Origin of the sequence: Bacillus sp. USDA818B3_A (genome assembly GCF_009928415.1) — a bacterium.
Lineage (GTDB): Bacteria > Bacillota > Bacilli > Bacillales > Cytobacillaceae > Neobacillus.
The window spans coordinates 1-22,128 of record NZ_JAABNN010000036.1; the positions used below are offsets into that span (position 1 = coordinate 1).

Below are 22,128 nucleotides of genomic sequence, written 5' to 3' on the forward strand. Positions count from 1 at the left end.
AGAAAGTGTTCAAAATTAATTAGCAAAAAGTGTTCAAAACAACTTGACGGTTACAATTAGTCACTTGTTTTTAAAAGATATCCCTTCAATTATCAGAATTATATTTTTCAAATTGAACAGGGATGGTAAAAAGTACGAATCTTAATTCAAGAGGCAAAAATAACTTTAGAAAAGGATGATTACATGATTATAGGTAGTAAAAAACCTTTCTACACAATCATTATATTAGGATTACTGCTCCTATTAAATGCATGTAAAGCATCACAAATAAATAATGACAAAGATGAAAGTGAATTATCTGCCAATAAACAGTTAATAGAGAAAGATAATGAAATCCCTATAATCAAAAACATGTATATGCTTGACCTAAAAAGATGGGGAATCCACAATGATGGGACACATCCCAAAGAGACCACAAAAGGGATCAACGATGCTTTACAATGGGCTAGTGAAAAAGAATACACCACATTTTATATTCCAGAAGGCACATATTTGATTACAAAAGGAAAATCAGTTACGGATCATGATGCCAGAATTAACCTAGTATCAAATATGACATTTTTACTAGACAAAAAGGCAATAATTCAAAAAGAAAAGAATGGATTTGAAATATACTCTACTCTTTACCTTGATTCAAATGCTAAGAATATAAAAATAACAGGTGGAACTCTTCGTGGAGATCGAGAAGCTCACGATTATTCGCAAAAAGGGAGAGATACAGACGGTACTCATGAATGGGGTAATGGAATTACAATAGCAGGAGCAAGTAACGTTATCATCGAAAATATTAAAATAGAAAACTTTACCGGTGATGGAATTGAAATAGGCGGATCAACTATATACGGTGATTATATTACAGAACAAGATCTTGAATTAGGCGGGCTCAATGATAAAGGGGAGGAAATTACAGCAAAAGGAAAAATCAGGTCAAATAATTACGATGTAACAAACTTTAAAGAATCTATCTATTCAAATCCTCATTATCGTAATCTAATGATGTGGATTCCCGAAGGAGTAGAGGGCACTTACGATTTATTCTATTTTCGGAAAGATGGTAGGTTTATAAAAGGTGAAAAGGATCAACGATTTAATTCTACATGGGGATATTCCCGCATTCCAAAGGATGCAGATTATTTTAGGGTAGTCTTTAATGCAAATTCAATTGAAAACGTAAAAGTAAATAGAATGACCGTTGCGGTAACAGAAGATTTAACGATTCAAAATTGTGATATTGGGTATAACCGCAGACAGGGAATTACCGTTGGAGCATCTGACAATATTAAAATACTAAATAATAAAATACATCATACGGAAGGAACCGCACCAGAAAGTGGAATTGATATTGAACCTGGTTTTTACCCTGCTATTAACACGTTAATAAAAGGGAATCAATTTTTAAATAATTCCATTCAAATGGTTTTTTCATATGGAGGGAATGCGACTGTAGAAGATAACTATTTTGGGCCTAATGTTGATGATGGGATGGGTTTCTCGATCAACCCTGCGTATTATGGAGCAACTGTAAGAAACAACAAGTTTGAAAATACTAATTTTGTCACATGGGGTAACACCAAATTTATTAAGAACAGTCTAGTTTCTAGTTCGGCAAGTTTTGAAGGAGGCTCAGGTGTAATTGTAGATGGAATAAATGGAGTGGACTCCAATCTAGGATTTACGCAAACTGAAAATAATGGAATAAAAGTTTCCAATATTATATTGAAGTCTTCTCAGAATCCAACAGATACAGGTGGGTTAGCGGTTTATGGTGAACCAATTCAACTGGAATCTATTACACTTAAAGGAAATAACGAAATAAGTGGGGATGGAAATAGCAAAAATGTTTATAAAGGTTTTACTTTTATAAATACCCCCGAAATGAATTTAATTCCAGGAGAATTTACTGAATGTTCTACAAACGAGGGCACATTTGAACTTGGCTTTCCTGGCAAGATTAATTTCACTAAATGTAAGTTTAAAAATACTATACTCTATACGTATAATTCAAAGACTGATGTAACAATTAAGAATTCCTCATTCGAAAATGATAAAGGTTTTAATGGTCCTAGTGTGTTGGCTATGGAAGCTAAAAATGTAAATGTTTTGGATAATACATTTAATGTTAAGACAGTTGAGAAAGATGAGAGCCCAATTATCCAGATAGGTCGTGATGCGTCTGAACAAGGTAAAACCAAAGTATATGGGGCTACTATAAAGGGAAATAAGCTTATCAGTAATATAAAAAGAATAGGAATCGATTCGATTAACGGTGGAATGGGAGCACCTGCTTACTTGGTTGAAAATAATAAATTGTACAATACATCCTTAAATTTAGTTTCGAAGGATATAAACCTAAATAACAAAATTTATAAAAAATTAATTAAAAATTAAAGTTTGTAAAATTAATCTCTTTATAAAGGAAGCGTAGATATGAGTTCAAAAATTGCAAGGACTGCCTATATTCTAGTTATCCATAAGAATCCAGAACAAGTAAATAAATTTGTTAAGCAGCTAATTTCTAAAGAGTATACTGATGTATACATTCATATTGATCAGAAAAATCCGCAGTTAAAAGCAAAAATGATAAAGAGCCCTAGAGTAAAAGTATTAAATAAGAGTGTAGCTGTTAGATGGGGAGATATAACCCTGGTTGATGCGACATTATTATTATTAAAGGAGGTAATAGCTTCAGGAATTTCTTATGATTTTATTTGTTTTAGAAGTGGGCAAGACATGTTGGTGAAAAAAGGTTTTGCAGAATTTCTTGCCGAAAATAAAAATAAGATTTTTATGAATGCATATCGTGTCCAAAAGCGAGAACCACATGCTGCATTTGTAAGTGTAAATTGGCCTGAATGGTCGAGGCAGCTTTATATTACTCCATATCACCCTTATAGACTTATGAGGAGAGGAATTGCCATTTTATACAGCATGGGTGTAAATATCTCTCCTAATAAATATAAGCTTCCTGAAAATTTTTCCATTTATAATGGTTCAAATTGGTTTTGTATTCCCTTAGAAGTAGCTAAGTATATTATAAAGTTTGTAAATAAGAATGAATGGTATTATGAGGTATTTAGGAATAGTTTGGTTCCCGATGAATTCTTTTTTCAAACCTTAATCATGAATTCAAAATATAAGAACGATGTTGTTAATAATAATTTAATGTATATTAAATTCGGGAAAACAGTTAAAACGCGTAATAATCCTATTACATTAAAAATGGATAATGTCGAAACAATCAAAAATTCAAATGAGTTTTTTGCAAGGAAATTTGATGAAAGCGTTGATAATCAAGTAATTGATTATTACTGCAAAAAGATAAGTATGTAGATACGATCGATACTAGAAATTTTTTTTGAATGCACTGTTCATAATAATGAACAAATACAAGTGGAATAGTGAAATATTAAATGGTATTTAGAGGTGATCTCAACGGTGCTTGAAACTCAAACAAAACTTGCTTATACAGGGTTTGGATTAAAAATACTCAGCAATATTGAATTACCTGAACTTGTTCCTCATCTTCCACATCAAAATAGGGCGGATGTAACTATTAAAAGGGTAGACCTAAAACAACTCTGGAATCGATCAAGTAACAATCAATGTTTTATTTTCGAGGGAAATCGAATTCTTTTTAAAGTTCCTGATACCGGTATTTTCTTAGTTGATGAAGGTAAAACAATCATGGTTTCGCCTGATGCAGAAGCGGATGAGGGGTTAATTAGACTTTTTATTCTAGGTACATGTATGGGTGCCATTCTCATGCAAAGAAAAATTTTGCCTTTGCATGGCAGTGCGATTGCTATTAATGGGAAAGCTTACGCGTTTGTAGGGGAATCTGGTGTCGGCAAATCCACTTTGGCGTCGGCATTTATTAAAAAAGGATTTCAAATAATCAGCGATGATATTATTCCTGTTTTATTATCAAATAATTCAAAACCGATTGTTATCCCCTCCTACCCACAACAAAAGTTATGGCAGGAGAGTCTTAACCAATTTGGGATGGAGTTAAATAATTTTCATCCACTTTATGCAAGAGAATCTAAGTATTCAATTCCAGTTCAGACTAACTTCTATAGTGATAATTTACCACTAGGAGGAGTTTTTGAATTAGTAATAGGGGAAGAAGAGAAAATTGAAATCCAGCCTATTAAGGGATTAGAGAGATTTCATACATTATATCGTAATACCTATCGTAATCTTTTCCTTAAACCTTTAGGTTTAATAGATTGGCACTTTACTACTTCTACGAAACTGATTAATCAGTTACCTCTTTATCAAGTAATTCGACCTACATCACGTTTTACCGCCCAAGAATTAGTTACTTTATTTCTTGATAATATTTATAAGGAGATTAATTCATGATAAAAAATCAAGTACTATCAAACAAAGATATCATCGTTAAAAAAGGTGAAAATTATATTAGTAATATGGACGGCGAAAAAGTCATGCTTAGCATTCAAAATGGTAAATACTATAATTTAGGAGGAATTGGAGGAGAAATTTGGGATCGGATCAGAGATTCTATTACCATTCCCGAACTAATAACTACCTTAATTGCTGAATACGATATAGATCGAAATCAATGTGAGGAAGAAGTAATGGCTTTCTTACAGAATTTAATAAAAGAGGATTTGATTGAGATTTTGGAGTAGGTAGACTCGAATGAAGTGAGAGAAATGCTAATGGATATTGTGAGAAAGATAAGAAATTTCTTAATATTGAAATTATTCAACCAGCTATTATTATTAGAAGCTTTCTATACATTAGGGTGGGCTAGGGTATTAAAGAGTCTCCCGTTTGCAAAAGTAGCACCATCACTAGGGGAAAGAATGACTGAAACTGTCTATACACAAGATCCTAAACAACTGGAATTTCTTCAGCAAGTATCAGATTCCATAAGTGTTATGAGTAGGCATACTTGGTGGGAGAGTAAATGCCTTGTCATGGCCATTGCGGGTATGAAAATGCTTGAAAGGCGAAAAATTGAAAGTACCCTTTATATGGGGATGGCAAGGGATGATGAGGGAAATATGATTGCTCATGCCTGGTTAAGAAGCGGCTCGTTTTATGTCTCTGGCAGCACAGGCATGGAGAGGTTTACAATAGTGGCAAAGTTTGCAAAGCGCATGGATGAATTGAAGGTGCTCTAGATGGAAAATATTAATGCCTTACAAGAAATGGATGATTTTTCAAGAGAATTACTATTATTATTTTTTATTGTAAAAAATAACGATACGCCTTTATCCAAGGAATTATTCACCGATGTGAATTGGGATTTATTCCTTCAATACGTAGAACATCATCGCCTGTATCCAATTGTTTATAAAACACTAAAACAAGTAAATAGTAGTACTATTCCTTATTATGTAATGAATACTTTATCGTCTTGGTATAAAAAGAATACTTTTCAAATGCTTTTGTTAAATGCAGAAATGGAGCAAGTTAGCATTCTGTTCTCTCAAAGAGGAATAAAAGCCCTATTTTTGAAAGGCCCTGTCCTTGCCTATGACCTATATCTTGATCTTACAATGCGCACTTCGAAAGATTTAGATATTCTTGTCAAAATAGAAGATTTGGAACATGTAAATCAACTTTTACTCAACCATGGTTATGTAAGAGATGATTATACTCGTACCGTGTTGGATGATTGGAAATGGAAGAATCATCATATCGAGTATGCCCATCCACAAAAGGGGATAAGTTTGGAGATTCATTGGCGACTGCATCCTGGCCCTGGTAAAGAACCTACTTTTCTTGAATTATGGAAGAGGAAACGAATTAGTCCTATCAACCACAAACCGGTTTACTTTTTAAATAGGGAAGATTTATTTGTATATTTAATCGCTCATGGAGCACGCCACGGCTGGTTTAGGCTTCGTTGGTTGACAGATCTAAATCAGATGATTAAACAGGATCTAAATTGGAGAGAAGTGAATGATTTATTAAAAAAATTCAATTATCAACATTTAGGAGGCCAAGTTTTTATTTTGCTGTCTCGTTTGTTAGGTACTCCAATTCCAGTTGAAATGAAACCCTTTAGTCTAGGGAAAAGGTCTATTAATCTTGCTAAGAAAGTAATGCCATTTATTAATCAATTGGAAAATTTACACAGTGAAAATCTGCCTGGTGAAATCTTGTTGAGTTTTAACAAATATTTATATGAATTAATGACATTAAAACAAAAATGTTTTTACTATTATGGATTTCTTTTTCCGGTGCCAGAGGATACTGAAATACTTGCATTACCAAAAAAATTGCATTTTTTATATTTCCCTTTGCGTCCGTTTCTTTGGATTTGGAAAAAAAACATTAGGGCAGAAAGATAATATAAAAAATAAAAGAGGTGTTATTAGATGAAATTAGCATTTATTTCTGATATCCACGGAAATGCTGTGGCTTTGGACGCAGTCTTAAAAGATATTGAAAAAAGAGGCGTAGATAAAATTTATGTTCTTGGGGACATTTGTTTTAGGGGAATAGAGCCCAAGCGGTCAATAGATTTTGTAAGACAATTAGACACAGATGTTATTAAAGGAAATGCGGATGAATGGGTTGTCCGCGGAGTTGAAAAAGGGGAAGTTCCAGACCCTGCACTTGAAATAATGAATAAAGAGCGGGAGTGGACATTATCTCAATTGGATGATGAAAGTATTGAATATTTGAGGAATTTACCAATGGAATTAAAAATCGAAATTGATAATATAAGGATTCATGCCTTTCATGCCACTCCAAATAGCCTATTTGATGTGGTATTACCAGATGAAAGTGATGATAAGTTAAAAGAAAAACTTATGGAAAAGGAAGCAGATGTTTATATCTTTGCTCACATTCATAGACCATTTATTAGATATTTGAAGGGTAAATGCATAATTAATACTGGAAGTGTTGGATTACCATTCGATGGTGTTAATAAAGCCTCATATGCATTTGTAATAATCGAGAAAGAAAATATTGATACCTCAATCGTGAGAGTAGATTTCAATAGGACTGAAGTCATTAATAAACTAAATAATTCAGATTACCCTAATACCCAGTTGCTTAAAAATATCCTTAATTTTGTTGGTTAATAATTAGCATGTAATAAATTTATTATTTTTTCATTTAAAATTTGAAAGTAGTTAATTTGACTATCTACTAGCCTAAAAGAAGAGGGGTTTTCATGGAGAAAAGGTATCATGAATTAGATTCATTAAGAGGTTTGGCAGCTATATCAGTCTTCATAGGACATATTTATCTTATTTTTAACAGTTCTTTATTTTCCAATTTACTATTTGAATTTGGGCCTTTCCGTTTTCTTATTGCCGGTAGTGAAGCAGTAACGTTATTTTTTGTTTTGAGCGGCTTTGTCCTATCTCTCCCATTTTTAGCAAATAACAAAAAAATTAATTATCTTGACTATGTTATTAAGAGAATTTGCAGGATTTACATCCCCTATATAGCAGCTTTACTATTTTCAATAGTAGCTTGGGAGATCTTCTATACTAAAAAGGTAGTAAGTTTATCGAATTGGTTTAATGTTAACTGGTCAACAAAACCAGATTTTCAAGTAATTAAACAGCATTTAATCTTGATAGATACATTTTCTAGCAATCTTAATAACGTAGTCTGGTCCTTAGTTCATGAGATGAGAATTTCATTGATTTTCCCGATTCTTCTAGCAATTTTAATAAAAGTTAGTTATAAAAAAGGGATATTATTAGCGATATTTCTATCATTAATAAGTGTAGTATATTGTACAATCTTAAATCCAACTTATTACGGTACCGAAATTTATGTATCGATACATTGCTGTTCAATGTTCGTTATAGGGGCCCTATTAGCTAAATATAGGGAAGTTATTTTTTTTAGGGTTTCATTTATAAATAGGAAGTATAAAAAGGTTATTTTTATTTTGGGAATAATCTTTTATTTATATGCACATCCTTCTTTTTTGTTAAATTTAATAATAAATGATTTTAATCCATTCTACAGATCTGTAATTGACTCATGGTTTACAACAATTGGGGCAGCACTTCTAATCATTCTTGCAATTTCCTCTAACTCAGTTTCCAGAGTTCTTAATAACAAATTTATCAATCAAATTGGTAAAATCTCATATAGTTTATATCTATCACATTTAGCAGTATTACTTGGTTGTATCCATTTCCTTAATAAACAACTGCCAATCTGGCTAATTGTTGTTATTGCAATAATATTAACATTCCTGGTTTCAAATATTATGTATTACACTGTAGAGAAACCATCTATAAAACTTGGGAAATATATTTCAAAAACATTATTTAGAGAAACTAAAATTGGTAAAAGTACTCATAAAAAAATTAATATATCTTAATTAATTTTTTGGACAATTTTTATAAAGCTTTCGAAAAGTTAGTGATATCAAATTAGGAGAGTTCTTAATGAGGGGACAAATTTTTTTAAATATTAAGCAGTACTTTTCATTTAGAGATTTACGAAGAACATATAGTTTACTAAGTCCTTATATCATAAAATATTGGTTCGCCTACCTAGTTCTACTAATCACTGTATTTGTTGAAACCTTCATAACAATAGGAATGGCTAAATTTTATGGGAATATTACAGAAACAGCGGTTCATGGTAAATTTGATAAAATTCTTACCTTGATTCCAATTGGGATTCTACTTATTGCTATTGGGATGATTTCCAGGTTCGCTTATACATACTTTAATACCATTGCCACAAACGGGGTTAAAAAAGAACTGAAAAATCACCTATTTAAACATATTTTACGCCTTTCACCCGGATATGTATCAAATCTTCGCTCAGGAGAATTAATTTCGCATTTTACCAATGATATTAATGGTGTTGATGGCCTATTAGGAAATAGTATTGTTAATTTTATTAAATTACCGATCACCTATATTTTTATCTTTATTTACTTAATGCAAATAAACTGGGTATTGTGCTTAATGAGCGTACTAATTGCTCCCCTTGCTGCATTATCTGGGATGATATTTGGTTTAATCTTGCGAAACAATAGTAAACAGATTCATCAGTTAATCGGAAAAGTAAACAACCTTCTAACTGAGACTTTTCAAGGTTTTGGGGTTATTCGATCATTTACAATGGAAAAGGATCAATATCAAAAGTACAGAGACGCTAATCAAGAGCTGTATCAATTAGAATTGAAAAATACTAAATTACAGGGATGGTATGCAACAGGTGGGCAATTACTTGGTACGATTACTTTTATTGGCAGTCTTTCTATAGGTGCGTTATTTGTATCCAAAGATACGATGACAGTTGGTGCACTTTTAACATTTGTTAACTTAGTGGGTCATTTAGTATCGCCACTAACCGGACTTGCAGGTCAATGGGCTGGTTTTCAACGATCAATTGCTGCCGTTGAAAGAGTATTAGATTTATTGGATAAACCAGCAGCAATTAAGAAGTTGCCTTTCTTTTCTCCTTCAATGGATCTGAAAGAGTCGATCCAATTTCAAAACATGACTTTTGGCTATGAGAAAAATAAGAACGTATTTGAGGATTTCTCCTTGGAAATTCCTGCAGGTAAGGTTGTTGCATTAGTTGGACCAAGTGGGGCAGGAAAGAGCACTTTATTTAATCTCATCCTAAAATTTTATAGACCCCAGTCAGGGGATATTTTAATAGATCAAAATTCTATTGATGTAATTAATCCTGCTAAATTAAGAAGTGCCATTGCCTATGTACCTCAGGATATCTTCCTTTTTGCAGGTACCATCCGAGAAAATCTGTTAATTGCACGACCAAATTTGACGGAAACAGAAATGGTTGAGGCTACAATTAATGCTAATATACATGATTTTATTATGTCTTTACCACATAAATATGAAACAGAAATAGGTGAAAGAGGGGTTAAATTATCAGGGGGACAGAAACAAAGACTAGCCATAGCTAGAGCGATTTTAAAAAATGCCCCTATATTGTTGCTTGATGAAGCAACTTCTGCTTTAGATGGAGAATCTGAATATCATGTCAAAAATGCGTTGGATCACTTGATGGAGAATCGAACAACAATAGTAATAGCACATCGTTTATCCACAATACAAAACGCCGATTTAATTTTAGTTATGGATAAAGGAAGAATTGTGCAAAAAGGTTCTCACGAAGAGTTATTGAACCAAGAAGGTTTATATAAAAATTTAACCCGGACTAAATTTGATAAGAAAAAATCAAGGAAATTATCACTTGTTAATTATTGAAATGACAAAAAAAGGGGTTCCATTTAAGCCAACATAGATGATTCTTTATGGAACCCTATTTCTTACACAAAAAAAACTAGCTTACTTTACTGTTTAGATATTTTATACTCTTGACCAATAAATAAACCGATAAAACACCTAGGGTATCAATGATAAGATCATAAAACCGTCCATCTCTGCCAAAAAAGAGCTGAAAAAATTCTGTTATAAAAGCAAAAATGATGGAAACTAATATCGCGAACTTGTGATTTCTTAACAGAATAAAGAGAAGGAGATCCATAATTGCAAAACCAATAAAATGCCCTAATTTAATGGTTACATAATCAGGATGAACTAATGTGAAGTCATAAAAATAAAAGAATGACTTATAGTCAGGGGTTGAAACCCATTTAAATTGAAATGACTCAAAATCTAGTACCTGCTCTAAGCTCTCCGTCCATGTATTTATTAATAAAAACAATCCCCAGATTATAGTGAGTAAAATTACCGTAATTCTCCGTTTCTCAAACTTAATTTTATTTACATGACTATTCCCAATATTATTTGCCATTTTACTTTCCCCTATCTTCCCAAATCTCTTCTCCGATTATAATTGATAAATATTGAAAAAAATGTCGAATTCAGTTATAGACCGAAAGGAATATTCATAATTTATTAGGGGAAATAAATGATGATAGTCATTTACAATATTCAACACTTTCTTTATAATTAATTATATGTTCTTCATTAAGAACAACAATAGAAAAGAAGGGGAATCATGATATATCCATTAATAAAGGAAAATGATCGGATTCACATTGTTAAAGACTCTTATTATTGTGTATGTGGACTAGAATTTAATTCAGATAAAGTAATAAAAAGAAAAACCCTTAGAAAAATTAAATTCATTGAATTGGGGTATGTAACCTGTGAAAAATGTGTTTTAAAACTTCTAAGTCAGGGATAGCATTATTTAGTATGTCGGATGATTATCAAAATTGTGTCGAAACTTTTGGATTTATTTCCATTTTATCCCTATTAAGACTATAGTACTATTAACTTAGTTGTTTAATACTTTAATACTATACAAGACAAGGGCAAACCATTCGAAAGAGTGGGACGCAAAGCTACAGGTCTAAGGTTTATTTAACTACGATGGCTGAGTTACCTAAAATAGTTGAAATTTTAGGAGGATATATCGTGTCTACTTTAATCGCTGAAACAGAACCTGATCAAGAATGGCTAGATCTTATTAATGAGGCTAAAAATTTAGGATTGTCTATAGAAGAAATTAGAGATTTCTTATTTAAGCCCAATTAATTGATCCCACTCAAGAATCGTAGCGTAGCAAGCAGATTAAAAGTAAAATCTTTAATAATTTGGAAGAATTGTATATTAAGTTTTCCTAATATTCAATTTAGAATAAATATTATACATAATTGGTGTAGGAGAAAATTAAATTATATGCCGCAGCATAAAATAGAAACAGCTTAACCAATTGTTAAACAATTAGTTAAGCTGTTTGTTTTATTGTAATTATTAATAATTCAAAAACTTCACACATACCCCATAAGGAACCGTAATATCCGAAGTTACCAACGTCAAACGGCCAGAAACCTCATCCCGTGTATACAACACTGCATTCCCAGACTCCTGATTCACAGCAATCACAAACTTCCCGCTAGGATCAATCTCAAAATCCCTAGGCCAATCTCCCTCAGTCGAAGTATGTTCCACAAACGTAAGCTCACCAGAACCATGATCCACACTAAAAACCGCAATACTGTTATGGCCGCGATTACCCGCATAAACATAACGGCCATCCGCAGAAATATGAATCGCACTGCCCTGATTATTTTCTTTGAAATCCTCAGGCAATGTAGAAATATATTGAACTTCACTAAAATGGCCATCTTCTGGATTATAGTTTAATACAATCACTTCAGAGCTAAACTCCGTCATCACATAAGCCATGTCTCTATTTGGGTGAAAAACAAGATGTCTTGGGCCGCTTCCCGCTTTTACAGGCAATAGGTGTGCCTTTGTAAGCGTGCCATCTTCTTCAACCGAATATGTAATCACCGCATCAATTCCTAATTCACACACAGCAAGGTACTTTTCATCAGGTGTCAGTTCAGAATAATGGGTATGAGGCTTTTCTTGTCTTGGGTCAGGACCTGATCCTTCATGTTCACGAATCGATGCATAAGGTAAAACGGAACCGTCTTCTTGGTTAATTAAATTGGATTGAACAAGCCCCTGATGGTAGTTGGATCCAAACACCATACGATTCTTACTATCTACACTTACATAACAAGGTGGCGCTCCTGCTAAGACTTCGCTGTTAATCGCAGTCAAACCACCATTTTCATCGATTGAGAACGCGGCAATACCGCCATTTTCCCCTTCTTTGACAACAGAGTAAAGATAGCGGTTGTCTTTGCTGATGGTTAAATAGGTAGGATTACCAAGCTCAGCAGCTACTTGAATGTCTTCAATTTTTGCTTCCTCTGTATTGAGTGTAAAAGAATAAACCCCTTTACTATCTCCTTTTGTATAAGTTCCAATATACCCCTTAAATACATTTTCATTTTTCATTTTTATACTCTCCTCAATCATTTTCTACCTGTTATTGTATCAAACTATTTGATATTTACTCAAAGTTTGCTTGTTACCCATAGTACATCTATGTCATTTCATTTACCACAACTTTGCACATAAATCTGGAAATACCGCGAATTTTCTTAAAATACTCATTAGATACAACAGGAATCTATTGTTATTTAAAGAATTAATAAAAGAAAGTGAATTTAATGTATCAATAAATCATAAAAGGAAGTGATATTTTGAGTTCCAATATACATAGTAAAAATAAAGAAAATGAGGGGACTGCTTATGTAATGGGATACTTTACTGAGACACCACTCAACGAAGGAAATGAATTCTCCTTACATTTAGCATACAGCTATGATGGCCTTAATTGGATCCCCCTTAATAATAATCAGCCTGTTCTTGTTCCAGCTATTGGAGAAAAGGGGCTTCGAGACCCATTTGTTTATAAAAAACAAGATGGTTCATTTATCGTATTAGCAACAAATATGTGGAATAGTGAGTATGTGATGTGCTACGATTCTGCAAATCTTACAACGTTTGAAAATGGACGCCTTCTTAGGTTAAATACAGCCGGGATGCATGCGTGGGCTCCTGAAATCTTTTTTGATAAGAGATTGGGTAAGTATGGAATTTTCTGGTCCGGCAACACAGATAGAAACAGAATTTACGTTAATTATACCGAGGACTTCGTAACGATCAGCGAGCCAATCCTATACTTTGATCCCGGGTATGACGTAATTGATGCAGCAATTGAAGAGCATGACGGAAAATACTATATGTATTTTAAGGATGAACGCACACCGGCAGAAGCACCTTTGTCAGGCAAACGGATGAAAGGGACGTATTCGTCTTCATTGGAACCTCGGAGTTTTGATTCTAATGAATACACGCGACCGATCGGCGAGCCTATGATTGAAGCATCGATAGTAATTAAAAAATATGGGGCCAATAAATGGTTTCTATATGGCGATTGCTATTACCCTGTGAATGGGAGAATGTTTGTCTGGGAAACGGATGATTTATCCCAAGGAAACTGGACCCCATTAGATAGACGGGACTACAATCCACCGTTAAATGCCAAACATGGATCTATTGTGCGGATGACCAAAAGTGAATTGGAACAATTACAGCATTCTTGGCTAGACAAACCGCTTTGGAACCGCATAAAATCATACAGTTCTCCTGATAGTTATGTCAGACATGAACAAACATTTGCTAAAATTGCTCATTATCCATTCGATTCTTATAAATCATCTCAGTGGCTGATTGTACCCGGTTTAGCTGATTCAACTGGCATCTCCTTTGAATCCTTACAAAATCGAGGCCATTATTTGAGAAATGTAAGTTATGCCCTTCGCCTTGAGAGGAATGATGGTTCAGATGATTTTAAGACCGAATCCACCTTCATGGCAGTTCCAGGCTTAAGTGATTCCAATTGGTCTTCCTTCCAATCACTTCAATACCCCAACAAATTTATCAAATTAGACGGTATCTATTTGCGCGTAGGTGACATTAACAATGAACGCGACGAGAAATTCGCCACCTTCAATGTTTGCTGGTAGACAGCCTTCATTCCTAATTGGAATGAAAGGCTATTTTTTTAAAAAATAACAAGGTATGGTCATGTAAATGGGAGTTCAGTGCCTATATGAAAAATAATTCTTAGAATTAATTGAGTATACGTACAATTTGTAATATTATAAAAATAATAAGTCGACATATACGTATAAGTAATAAGTAACTAATTATAAATGTAAGCGATTCCTATATTACTGGAATTTAGTCCATCGATATTTAATTTGCAAATTAGAGGTGTATATATGAAAAAGAAATATGACATTGTCAAACAAGAAATAAAATCAAGAATTCTAGATGGCACCTTTCAGCCCCATCAAAAAATATCCTCCGAAAGTCAATGGATGAAACAATTTGGGGTTAGCCGCCATACTGTTCGTGCTGCAATTGGTGAACTTGTCAACGAAGGCTGGCTCTACCGAGAACAAGGGGCCGGGACCTTTTGTGCGGACCGAAAAATGGATAATCGCTTGCCAAGTGGGAGCAATCAAAAAAATATCGCTATCATTACAACCTTTATTTCAGATTATATTTTCCCTTCGATCATCAGAGGAGCGGAATCCTATTTAAGCAAACATGGGTACAATGTAAGTTTATTTAGCACAAATAATGACCATGAAAATGAGAAAAGAATCTTAGAGAGAATCTTATCAGAGCCCTTCGATGGAGTAATTGTGGAACCTACTAAAAGTGCGACATCAAACCCAAATATCAACTATTATCTGAATATAGAGCGGCAAAACATCCCCTACATAATGCTTAATGCCTATTATGAAGAATTGGAACCATTAAGCATTACGATGAATGATGAAAAGGGTGGCTATATTCAAGCTGAACACCTAATCCAATTGGGACATACGAATATTGTTGGTTTCTTTAAGACAGATGACCTTCAAGGTGTCAAAAGGATGAAGGGATTTATTAAAGCACACCGCAATTATGGTATTCCTATTAATCCCAATGGTATTATCACCTATAATTCAAGTGAAAAAGCAACAAAACCGTTGGAAGCTCTCGTCAAACTCCTCTCATTTGATCGTGAAAACCGGCCCTCTGCTGTTGTATGCTATAATGACGAGTTAGCAATTAGCTTGTTAGATGTACTTAGAGAGAAAAATGTTCGTGTCCCTGAGGATCTTTCTCTTGTAGGATTTGATAATTCCTTTATGGGAAAGCTTACAGAAGTGAAGTTGACCACCATTGATCACCCACTGAGTAAGATGGGGGAAACCGCTGCTGAAATAATTGTCGATTTGGTTAAAGAGAAAAATGGACAACAAAAAAAATCAATTGATAAAGAAAACCAACAATCTGTTATCTTTGAACCTAGACTAATTATGCGTAATTCAACAAAGCCTTTAATTGAAACTAAAGTGGAACCCGGTAATGCATTATTAAGTACCTAGGTCTTAATACCTTAAATTTATAGACTATTTAAAAAAATCTAAATTTTCTATTGAAACCTTAGTAAGGGTTTAATATAATAAATTTAGAAAAAAGATATACGGACGAGTGAACAAAAATTATAAGATTAATAGATTACGTTCGTACATATGGCATGAAAAAATTATTAATTTATTTTTCGTTATACTTGTAAGCGTTCGCATTAAAACATTAATTAAACCGCATGTACTAATAGTTTTTATACATGTAAAAACAAAGGAGGTGTCATTTATTTAAATAAGAAATGAAGATAGTATCCACACATAACATTACATCAGGAAGCTTTATCCACAATTATGTTTTGTTAACACCTAGAATCTTAAACACCCTCGATAAACGTCAACAATTTGGAGATAAACCGAGAAAGACAATCTTAATTCGAGTCTTTGTCTAAAAAAGGATTATTCTCATTCATCTAACTACTCAACCGAATCTCACCTACATCACAGAACCTGCCAATTGCAATTTGTTAGACAAAAATAGTAGATAACAAGGTCATCACTTCAAAAAGCCACAGCATAAAAATTGCGGAATTATGATTATTATAAAATTTAATACTTTGTAAGGAATTTCGATAATTGGAATTTCGGGTTATTCTAGTACTTTCTAAGGGGGTTTATTAATGATATCTACGCCTAGAAATACAACTCAAGAACTCGCAGCGCCGATCAAAAGACCGAACAGGTTACTGAATTTTTTAAATTCGAAAAAAGTTGTCCCGTATATTTTTGTCTCTCCATTCATTCTTTCATTATTAATTTTTTCTTTATATCCGTCTATTAAAGCAATCATCATGAGTTTCCAAAGTATACTGCCTGGTGAAATTACGTTTATAGGGTTAAAAAACTATACTAGAGTCTTTAATCCAACATTTTATAAAGCGCTTTCAAACACTACTATTTATATGCTTCTAACAGTAGTAATCCTAACCATTTTGCCGATTATCTTTGCAGTGATATTAGATTCTAAATTTGCTAAATTTAAAACATTTTTCCGGGCTTCACTATTTGTACCTGCCTTGGCATCCACGATTGTTTCGGGGATGGTCTTCCGGCTGATGTTTGGTGAAACAGATACGGCTGTTGCCAATCAAATTCTTAATTTCCTTGGTTTGGATTCGGTTGATTGGAGATATAACGCTTGGTCAGGTATGTTTTTAATGGTTTTACTTTGTTCATGGAAATGGATGGGCGTAAATATCATTTATTTCTTAGCGGCTCTTCAAAATGTTCCAAAGGAATTATTTGAGGCAGCAGAAATGGATGGTGCCACCACGTTTAAAAAATTCCTTTATATCACTCTTCCATTCCTTAAGCCTGTTACTATTTTCGTTGTCACGATTTCAGTAATTGCCGGTTTTAGAATGTTTGAAGAAAGTTTTGTGTTCTGGGAAGCGGGCTCACCAGGAAATATAGGACTGACGGTTGTTGGTTACCTTTATCAACAAGGAATTCAACAAAACGACATGGGCTTTGGTGCAGCAATAGGAGTTGTCCTCATGCTAATCATCTTTGTCGTTAGTTTTATCCAGTTAATTCTAACGGGAGCTTTTAAGAAGGAGGATCAATAAATGAAAAAGGAAAAACATTCATTATTAGTATGGATAACTAACATTGGCTTTACCATTATTTCTTTTATTGCTCTATTCCCTATATTAAATTTATTACTTTCTTCCTTTAGACCATCATCTGAAATAATGCGTAATGGAATCAGCTTATCTTTCGATCCTAGTACCTTAAGCCTTGATAACTACACCTATATTTTTACACAAGGTGGCAATTATTGGACTTGGTATGGAAATAGTTTGATGATTACTGCAATCACTGTGGTCTTATCATTATTCTTTTCTTCTATGGTCGGGTACGCACTAGCGGCATATGACTTTAAAGGGAAAAACTTTCTATTTGGATTTGTACTGTTCATATTAATGATTCCTTTTGAGATTTTAATGCTGCCGTTGTTTCAGTTAATGATCAGCATGAACATCATTAATACATACACTGCTGTTATTCTGCCAGCAGTGGTGGCACCAATAGCCGTATTCTTTTTTCGGCAATATGCCCTTGGCCTTCCGAAAGAATTAATGGATGCAGCTAGAATTGATGGGGCTACTGAATATGGGATTTACTTTAAAATCATGCTGCCGCTTATGGCGCCTTCGATGGCTGCTATGGCAATCCTACAAGGGTTAGGCAGCTGGAATAACTTCTTATGGCCTTTGGTCGTCTTAAGATCTAATGATATGTTTAACCTGCCCATCGGGTTAGCAACGCTTTTAACACCTTATGGCAATAATTACGATATCTTAATTACTGGGTCTGTCATGACCATCGTTCCGATTATCATCCTGTTTATCTTCTTCCAACGTTACTTTGTTGCAGGACTAACAGTGGGTGGGGTAAAGGGATAAGTTTAAGCAGCAGTTTATAGAGGTGACAACTGATATGAATGGAAATCAGCTCGTGATAAAACTAGATTTTTTACTTCAATGGATTGTTCGGTTAGTTGTGTTGAATGTGCTATGGATTTTGTTTTCCACACTCGGATTGTTCGTAGCTGGAGTCTTTCCAGCTTCGGCAGCCGTATTTGGTATCGCTCGAAAGTGGGTTATGGGTGAACAAGAGATTAAAATTTGGACAACTTTTAAGCAGCTATACCGTCGGGAATTTGCCACTGCTAATTTGATGGGCTGGATTTTAACCATTCTTGGCATCATTCTTTATCTAAATTATCGAGTGATCTTAAAATCTAGCGGCGAAATGACATTTGTAATACCGTTTGCGTTTTACTTTATTGTCTTTTTCTATAGTATTCTCGTCATTTGGACATTTCCATTGCTTGTGCATTATAAAGCCACATGGAGACAGCACTTTAGAAATGCGATCATCATTGGTTTAACCAAAATCCATTATACGATTGTATGTGGTGCGGTAATCTTTGCCGTCTTATATCTTTCATTTAGCTACCCGGGTGTGATACCATTTTTCACCATCAGTTCCATTGGGATAGGATGTATGTGGTTCACATTAAGAATTTTTAACAAGATGGATAAAGGAAAAGAGCAACCAGCTTCAGAGGTTTCTATGTAAATAGCATGAAATTTGTAAGCGCTTTTCCTGACTGAAAAACCAACCTGCAGTTGCTTAATCAGATTTTGAAGACGACCTGACTTTAGGGAGGTGAGGTATTTTCCATAGTTGATCGTACGCACTCAAAATGAAGATTAATATTAGGGGGAGAAACTGTGAAAAAGAAAAGTTTACTAGCTTTACTTTTTGGATTACTGGCCGTTATGTTAATTGCCTGTAGTAATGGTGGTAACAAAACTTCCGGGAACGAAGCAACTGAGAAGGAAGTAATTGGTGCAGACGAAAAAGATGCTACCGAATTAAAATATTGGACTTTTGTTGAATTACACATGGACTTCTTTAAAGATGCAGTACCTCGTTGGAATGAATTACATCCAGATAAAAAAATTAAGTTAGTAGCTGAAACATTCCCTTATGACCAAATGCACAACAATTTACTATTAGCGTTACAGTCTGGAAAGGGTGCTCCTGATATTTCTGATATCGAAGTTGGCCGTTTCCCTAACTTCTTGCAAGGTAAACCGCAATTATTACCTATGAACGAATATGTAGAGCCAATTAAGGATAAATTCATTGAATCACGTTTGGATTTATATGCAAAAGATGGAAATTATTATGGGATGCCTACGCATGTTGGGGCAACTATGATGTATTACAATAAAGAAATTATGGATAAAGCTGGCGTCGATATCGATTCCATCAAGACATGGGATGATTATATTGAAGCAGGTAAAAAAGTGGTTGCCAATACCGATGCTGTTATGACGACAGTACATACTGGAGATGCCACTCAATTCCAGCAAATGATTAGCCAGCAAGGCTCAGATCTTTTTGACAAAGACGGAAAATTAACAATTGATAGTGATAAAAATGTTAAAACACTGCAACTATTAAGTGACATGCTTTATAAGTATAAAATTGCGGAACTTACTCCAGGCGGAGAACCGCATGCTGAAGAATTCTACGCATATATGAATAAAGGAAAAGCTGCGTCTATTTCTATGCCATTATGGTATATGGGCCGTTTCACCGATTACATGCCTGATCTAAAAGGTAAAATGGTTATCCGTCCATTGCCTGCTTGGGAACCAGGCGGAGGTCGTTCCGTTGGTATCGGTGGTACAGGTACTGTAGTTACTAACCAAACAAAACATCCTGAACTTGCTAAAGAGTTCTTAGCATTTGCCAAGCTTTCAAAAGAAGCGAACCTTAAATTATGGTCCGTCCTAGGCTTTGATCCTCCACGTTGGGATGTTTGGGAAGATCCTGCTATTAAAGAAGATAACAAGTTTTATCAATATTTTGGCACAGATATCTTTGATACATTATTGAGCATTAAAGATGAAATTCCTGGCCTCAATATTAACAAAAACACACCAAATGCGTTGACTGAATTGAATACCAACACATTGGAAAATGTCCTTAGACAGAAAAAGCAATCACCTGAAGAGGCTTTGAAACAAGCGCGAAAAACCATTGAAACTAATATGAAGTAACGTAAAGTAACGGATTTCATAAAGGGTCTCTCTCCTTTGATCAAAAGGAAATTGACCCTTTTCTCTTAATCTAGTTGTTAAAAAATATTTTTTTAAACATGAAAGGAGAAAGTAATGAATAAAAAAGCAAAAATGATCTTAGAAAAGGATTTTAAAATCTCAGAAATTGATAACCGTATCTATGGGTCTTTCATTGAACATCTAGGCCGTGCCGTTTATGGAGGAATTTATGAGCCAGGCCATCCCCAGGCGGATGAAATGGGTTTCCGTCAAGATGTACTCGAAATGGTGAAGGAACTCCAAGTGCCGCTTGTGCGCTACCCAGGGGGTAACTTTGTTTCCGGTTATAATTGGGAAGATGGTGTAGGACCAGTTGATCAGCGTCCACGCCGTTTAGAATTGGCATGGCGGACCACAGAGCCAAATGAAATTGGAACAAACGAGTTCATGCAATGGGCAAAGATGGTCAATGCTGAAGTGAACATGGCTGTAAATCTTGGAACACGCGGAATTGATGCGGCTAGAAATTTAGTGGAATACTGTAATCATCCAGGTGGTTCGTATTATAGTGACCTAAGGATTTCCCATGGATACAAAGAGCCTCATAAGATAAAAACTTGGTGTCTTGGTAATGAGATGGATGGTCCATGGCAAATTGGCCACAAAACAGCAGCTGAATATGGACGAATTGCCCAAGAAGCGGCTAAAGTCATGAAATGGGTTGACCCAACGATCGAGTTGGTTGCCTGCGGCAGTTCACATCGTAACATGCCGACCTTTGCAGATTGGGAAGCAACCGTCTTAGATCATACATATGATCATGTTGAATTTATCTCTCTACATCAATATTACGGAAACAGAGACAATGAAATTTCCAATTATTTAGCCTTATCTCTTGAAATGGATGACTTTATCAAATCAGTCGTTTCAATTGCTGACTATATTAAAGCGAAAAAGCGTGGCAAGAAAAATATTAATCTATCATTCGATGAGTGGAATGTTTGGTACCACAGCAGAGAGCAGGATAAATTAATAGAACCATGGACTGTGGCGCCTCCGCAGCTTGAAGATATTTATAACTTTGAAGATGCCCTATTGGTCGGTTGTATGCTAATTACCCTTTTAAAACATGCCGATCGTGTGAAAATCGCCTGTCTTGCACAGCTAGTAAATGTTATTGCCCCAATTATGACAGAAGAGAATGGCAAGGCGTGGAAACAGACAATTTTCTACCCTTACATGCATACTTCTGTTTATGGTAGAGGAGTTGCGCTGAATCCGATTATTTCTAGTCCTAAATACGATAGTAAAGACTTTACGGATGTTCCATTACTAGAGTCTACTGCCGTTTACAATGAAGAAAATGATCAGTTAACCATTTTTGCTGTAAATCGTGATTTACAAGAGGGCTTACATCTCGAGTGCGATCTTCGTAATTTTGAAGGTTATAAGGTGATTGAACATATCGTTCTTGAGAATGACAACATTAAACAATCAAACTCTGCTCAAGGCACTCCGGTTGCTCCTCATTCAAACGGAAATGCTGAACTTGAGAATGGGGTACTATCTGCTGTATTGCCTAAACTATCTTGGAATGTCATCCGTCTGGCTAAACAGTAATAAGAAATGAGGCCATATCTTTACCATTCATAGGGTAAAGATATGGTTTATTTTATTGCGTGCCCAGCAAGCCGTTAATTGCTAGTTGGTGAAAGTCCAATCCGA

19 protein-coding genes and 1 riboswitch are annotated in these 22,128 nt (G+C 34.5%); of the genes, 17 read left to right on the forward strand and 2 right to left on the reverse strand.

The window, feature by feature from the left end; translation table 11 throughout:
• Positions 1–183: 183 nt before the first annotated feature.
• The 9 genes from GXK58_RS25850 (at position 184) to GXK58_RS25890 (ending at position 10,208) form a co-directional block, all read left to right on the forward strand.
• A complete protein-coding gene (locus GXK58_RS25850) occupies positions 184–2,388 on the forward strand; it encodes a right-handed parallel beta-helix repeat-containing protein (protein ID WP_160726045.1) in 2,205 nt (734 codons plus the stop codon).
• Between the two features lie 39 nt (positions 2,389–2,427).
• Complete coding sequence (locus GXK58_RS25855; protein ID WP_160726046.1) at positions 2,428–3,330, forward strand: beta-1,6-N-acetylglucosaminyltransferase; 903 nt, start codon at positions 2,428–2,430, stop codon at positions 3,328–3,330.
• A gap of 105 nt (positions 3,331–3,435) precedes the next feature.
• Entirely contained in the window at positions 3,436–4,365 is a 930-nt protein-coding gene (locus GXK58_RS25860) for an aldolase (protein WP_160726047.1), read from the forward strand.
• A complete protein-coding gene (locus GXK58_RS25865; RefSeq protein ID WP_160726048.1) occupies positions 4,362–4,655 on the forward strand; it encodes a lasso peptide biosynthesis PqqD family chaperone in 294 nt (97 codons plus the stop codon). The genes GXK58_RS25860 and GXK58_RS25865 overlap by 4 nt, the downstream gene beginning before the upstream one ends.
• Positions 4,656–4,685: 30 nt before the next feature.
• The gene (locus tag GXK58_RS25870) at positions 4,686–5,153 is read left to right on the forward strand and encodes a lasso peptide biosynthesis B2 protein (RefSeq protein ID WP_160726049.1); all 468 of its coding nucleotides are present in this window, start codon (positions 4,686–4,688) and stop codon (positions 5,151–5,153) included.
• Positions 5,154–6,329, forward strand: coding sequence for a nucleotidyltransferase domain-containing protein (locus tag GXK58_RS25875; protein ID WP_160726050.1), 1,176 nt, complete (start codon positions 5,154–5,156; stop codon positions 6,327–6,329).
• 27 nt (positions 6,330–6,356) lie between these two features.
• The gene (locus tag GXK58_RS25880; protein ID WP_160726051.1) at positions 6,357–7,070 is read left to right on the forward strand and encodes a metallophosphoesterase family protein; all 714 of its coding nucleotides are present in this window, start codon (positions 6,357–6,359) and stop codon (positions 7,068–7,070) included.
• Between the two features lie 92 nt (positions 7,071–7,162).
• Positions 7,163–8,335 (forward strand): acyltransferase family protein, encoded by a 1,173-nt coding sequence (locus tag GXK58_RS25885; protein WP_160726052.1) that lies wholly within the window; start codon positions 7,163–7,165, stop codon positions 8,333–8,335.
• A gap of 67 nt (positions 8,336–8,402) precedes the next feature.
• Positions 8,403–10,208 carry an ABC transporter ATP-binding protein gene (locus GXK58_RS25890; protein ID WP_160726053.1) on the forward strand — a complete coding sequence of 602 codons (1,806 nt, stop codon included), beginning with the start codon at positions 8,403–8,405 and terminating at the stop codon, positions 10,206–10,208.
• 76 nt (positions 10,209–10,284) lie between these two features.
• Here the strand turns inward: GXK58_RS25890 and GXK58_RS25895 are convergent, their stop codons facing one another.
• Entirely contained in the window at positions 10,285–10,758 is a 474-nt protein-coding gene (locus tag GXK58_RS25895; protein ID WP_160726054.1) for a VanZ family protein, read from the reverse strand.
• Positions 10,759–11,273: 515 nt separating this feature from the next.
• Positions 11,274–11,359: riboswitch (cyclic di-GMP riboswitch) on the forward strand.
• Positions 11,360–11,387: 28 nt separating this feature from the next.
• Here GXK58_RS25895 and GXK58_RS25900 point away from each other — a divergent pair.
• A complete protein-coding gene (locus tag GXK58_RS25900) occupies positions 11,388–11,507 on the forward strand; it encodes an anti-repressor SinI family protein (RefSeq protein ID WP_237389784.1) in 120 nt (39 codons plus the stop codon).
• A gap of 219 nt (positions 11,508–11,726) precedes the next feature.
• Here GXK58_RS25900 and GXK58_RS25905 read toward each other — a convergent pair whose 3' ends face one another.
• Positions 11,727–12,785: a lactonase family protein gene (locus GXK58_RS25905; RefSeq protein ID WP_160726056.1), complete on the reverse strand. Its 1,059-nt coding sequence runs from the start codon at positions 12,783–12,785 to the stop codon at positions 11,727–11,729.
• 248 nt (positions 12,786–13,033) lie between these two features.
• Here GXK58_RS25905 and GXK58_RS25910 point away from each other — a divergent pair, with 248 nt between their 5' ends.
• From GXK58_RS25910 to arfA, 7 genes are all read left to right on the forward strand, one after another.
• On the forward strand, positions 13,034–14,362 hold the full coding sequence (locus GXK58_RS25910; RefSeq protein WP_160726057.1) for an AbfB domain-containing protein: 1,329 nt from the start codon (positions 13,034–13,036) through the stop codon (positions 14,360–14,362).
• 258 nt (positions 14,363–14,620) lie between these two features.
• Complete coding sequence (locus GXK58_RS25915; protein WP_160726058.1) at positions 14,621–15,781, forward strand: GntR family transcriptional regulator; 1,161 nt, start codon at positions 14,621–14,623, stop codon at positions 15,779–15,781.
• A 659-nt stretch (positions 15,782–16,440) separates the two neighbouring features.
• Complete coding sequence (locus tag GXK58_RS25920; protein WP_160726059.1) at positions 16,441–17,388, forward strand: carbohydrate ABC transporter permease; 948 nt, start codon at positions 16,441–16,443, stop codon at positions 17,386–17,388.
• Positions 17,389–18,228: a carbohydrate ABC transporter permease gene (locus GXK58_RS25925; protein ID WP_160726060.1), complete on the forward strand. Its 840-nt coding sequence runs from the start codon at positions 17,389–17,391 to the stop codon at positions 18,226–18,228.
• A 34-nt stretch (positions 18,229–18,262) separates the two neighbouring features.
• The gene (locus GXK58_RS25930) at positions 18,263–18,907 is read left to right on the forward strand and encodes a YesL family protein (protein ID WP_160726061.1); all 645 of its coding nucleotides are present in this window, start codon (positions 18,263–18,265) and stop codon (positions 18,905–18,907) included.
• Between the two features lie 155 nt (positions 18,908–19,062).
• Complete coding sequence (locus GXK58_RS25935; protein WP_160726062.1) at positions 19,063–20,403, forward strand: ABC transporter substrate-binding protein; 1,341 nt, start codon at positions 19,063–19,065, stop codon at positions 20,401–20,403.
• A gap of 114 nt (positions 20,404–20,517) precedes the next feature.
• The gene (gene arfA / locus GXK58_RS25940) at positions 20,518–22,023 is read left to right on the forward strand and encodes an arabinosylfuranosidase ArfA (RefSeq protein ID WP_160726063.1); all 1,506 of its coding nucleotides are present in this window, start codon (positions 20,518–20,520) and stop codon (positions 22,021–22,023) included.
• The last annotated feature ends 105 nt before the right edge of the window (positions 22,024–22,128 follow it).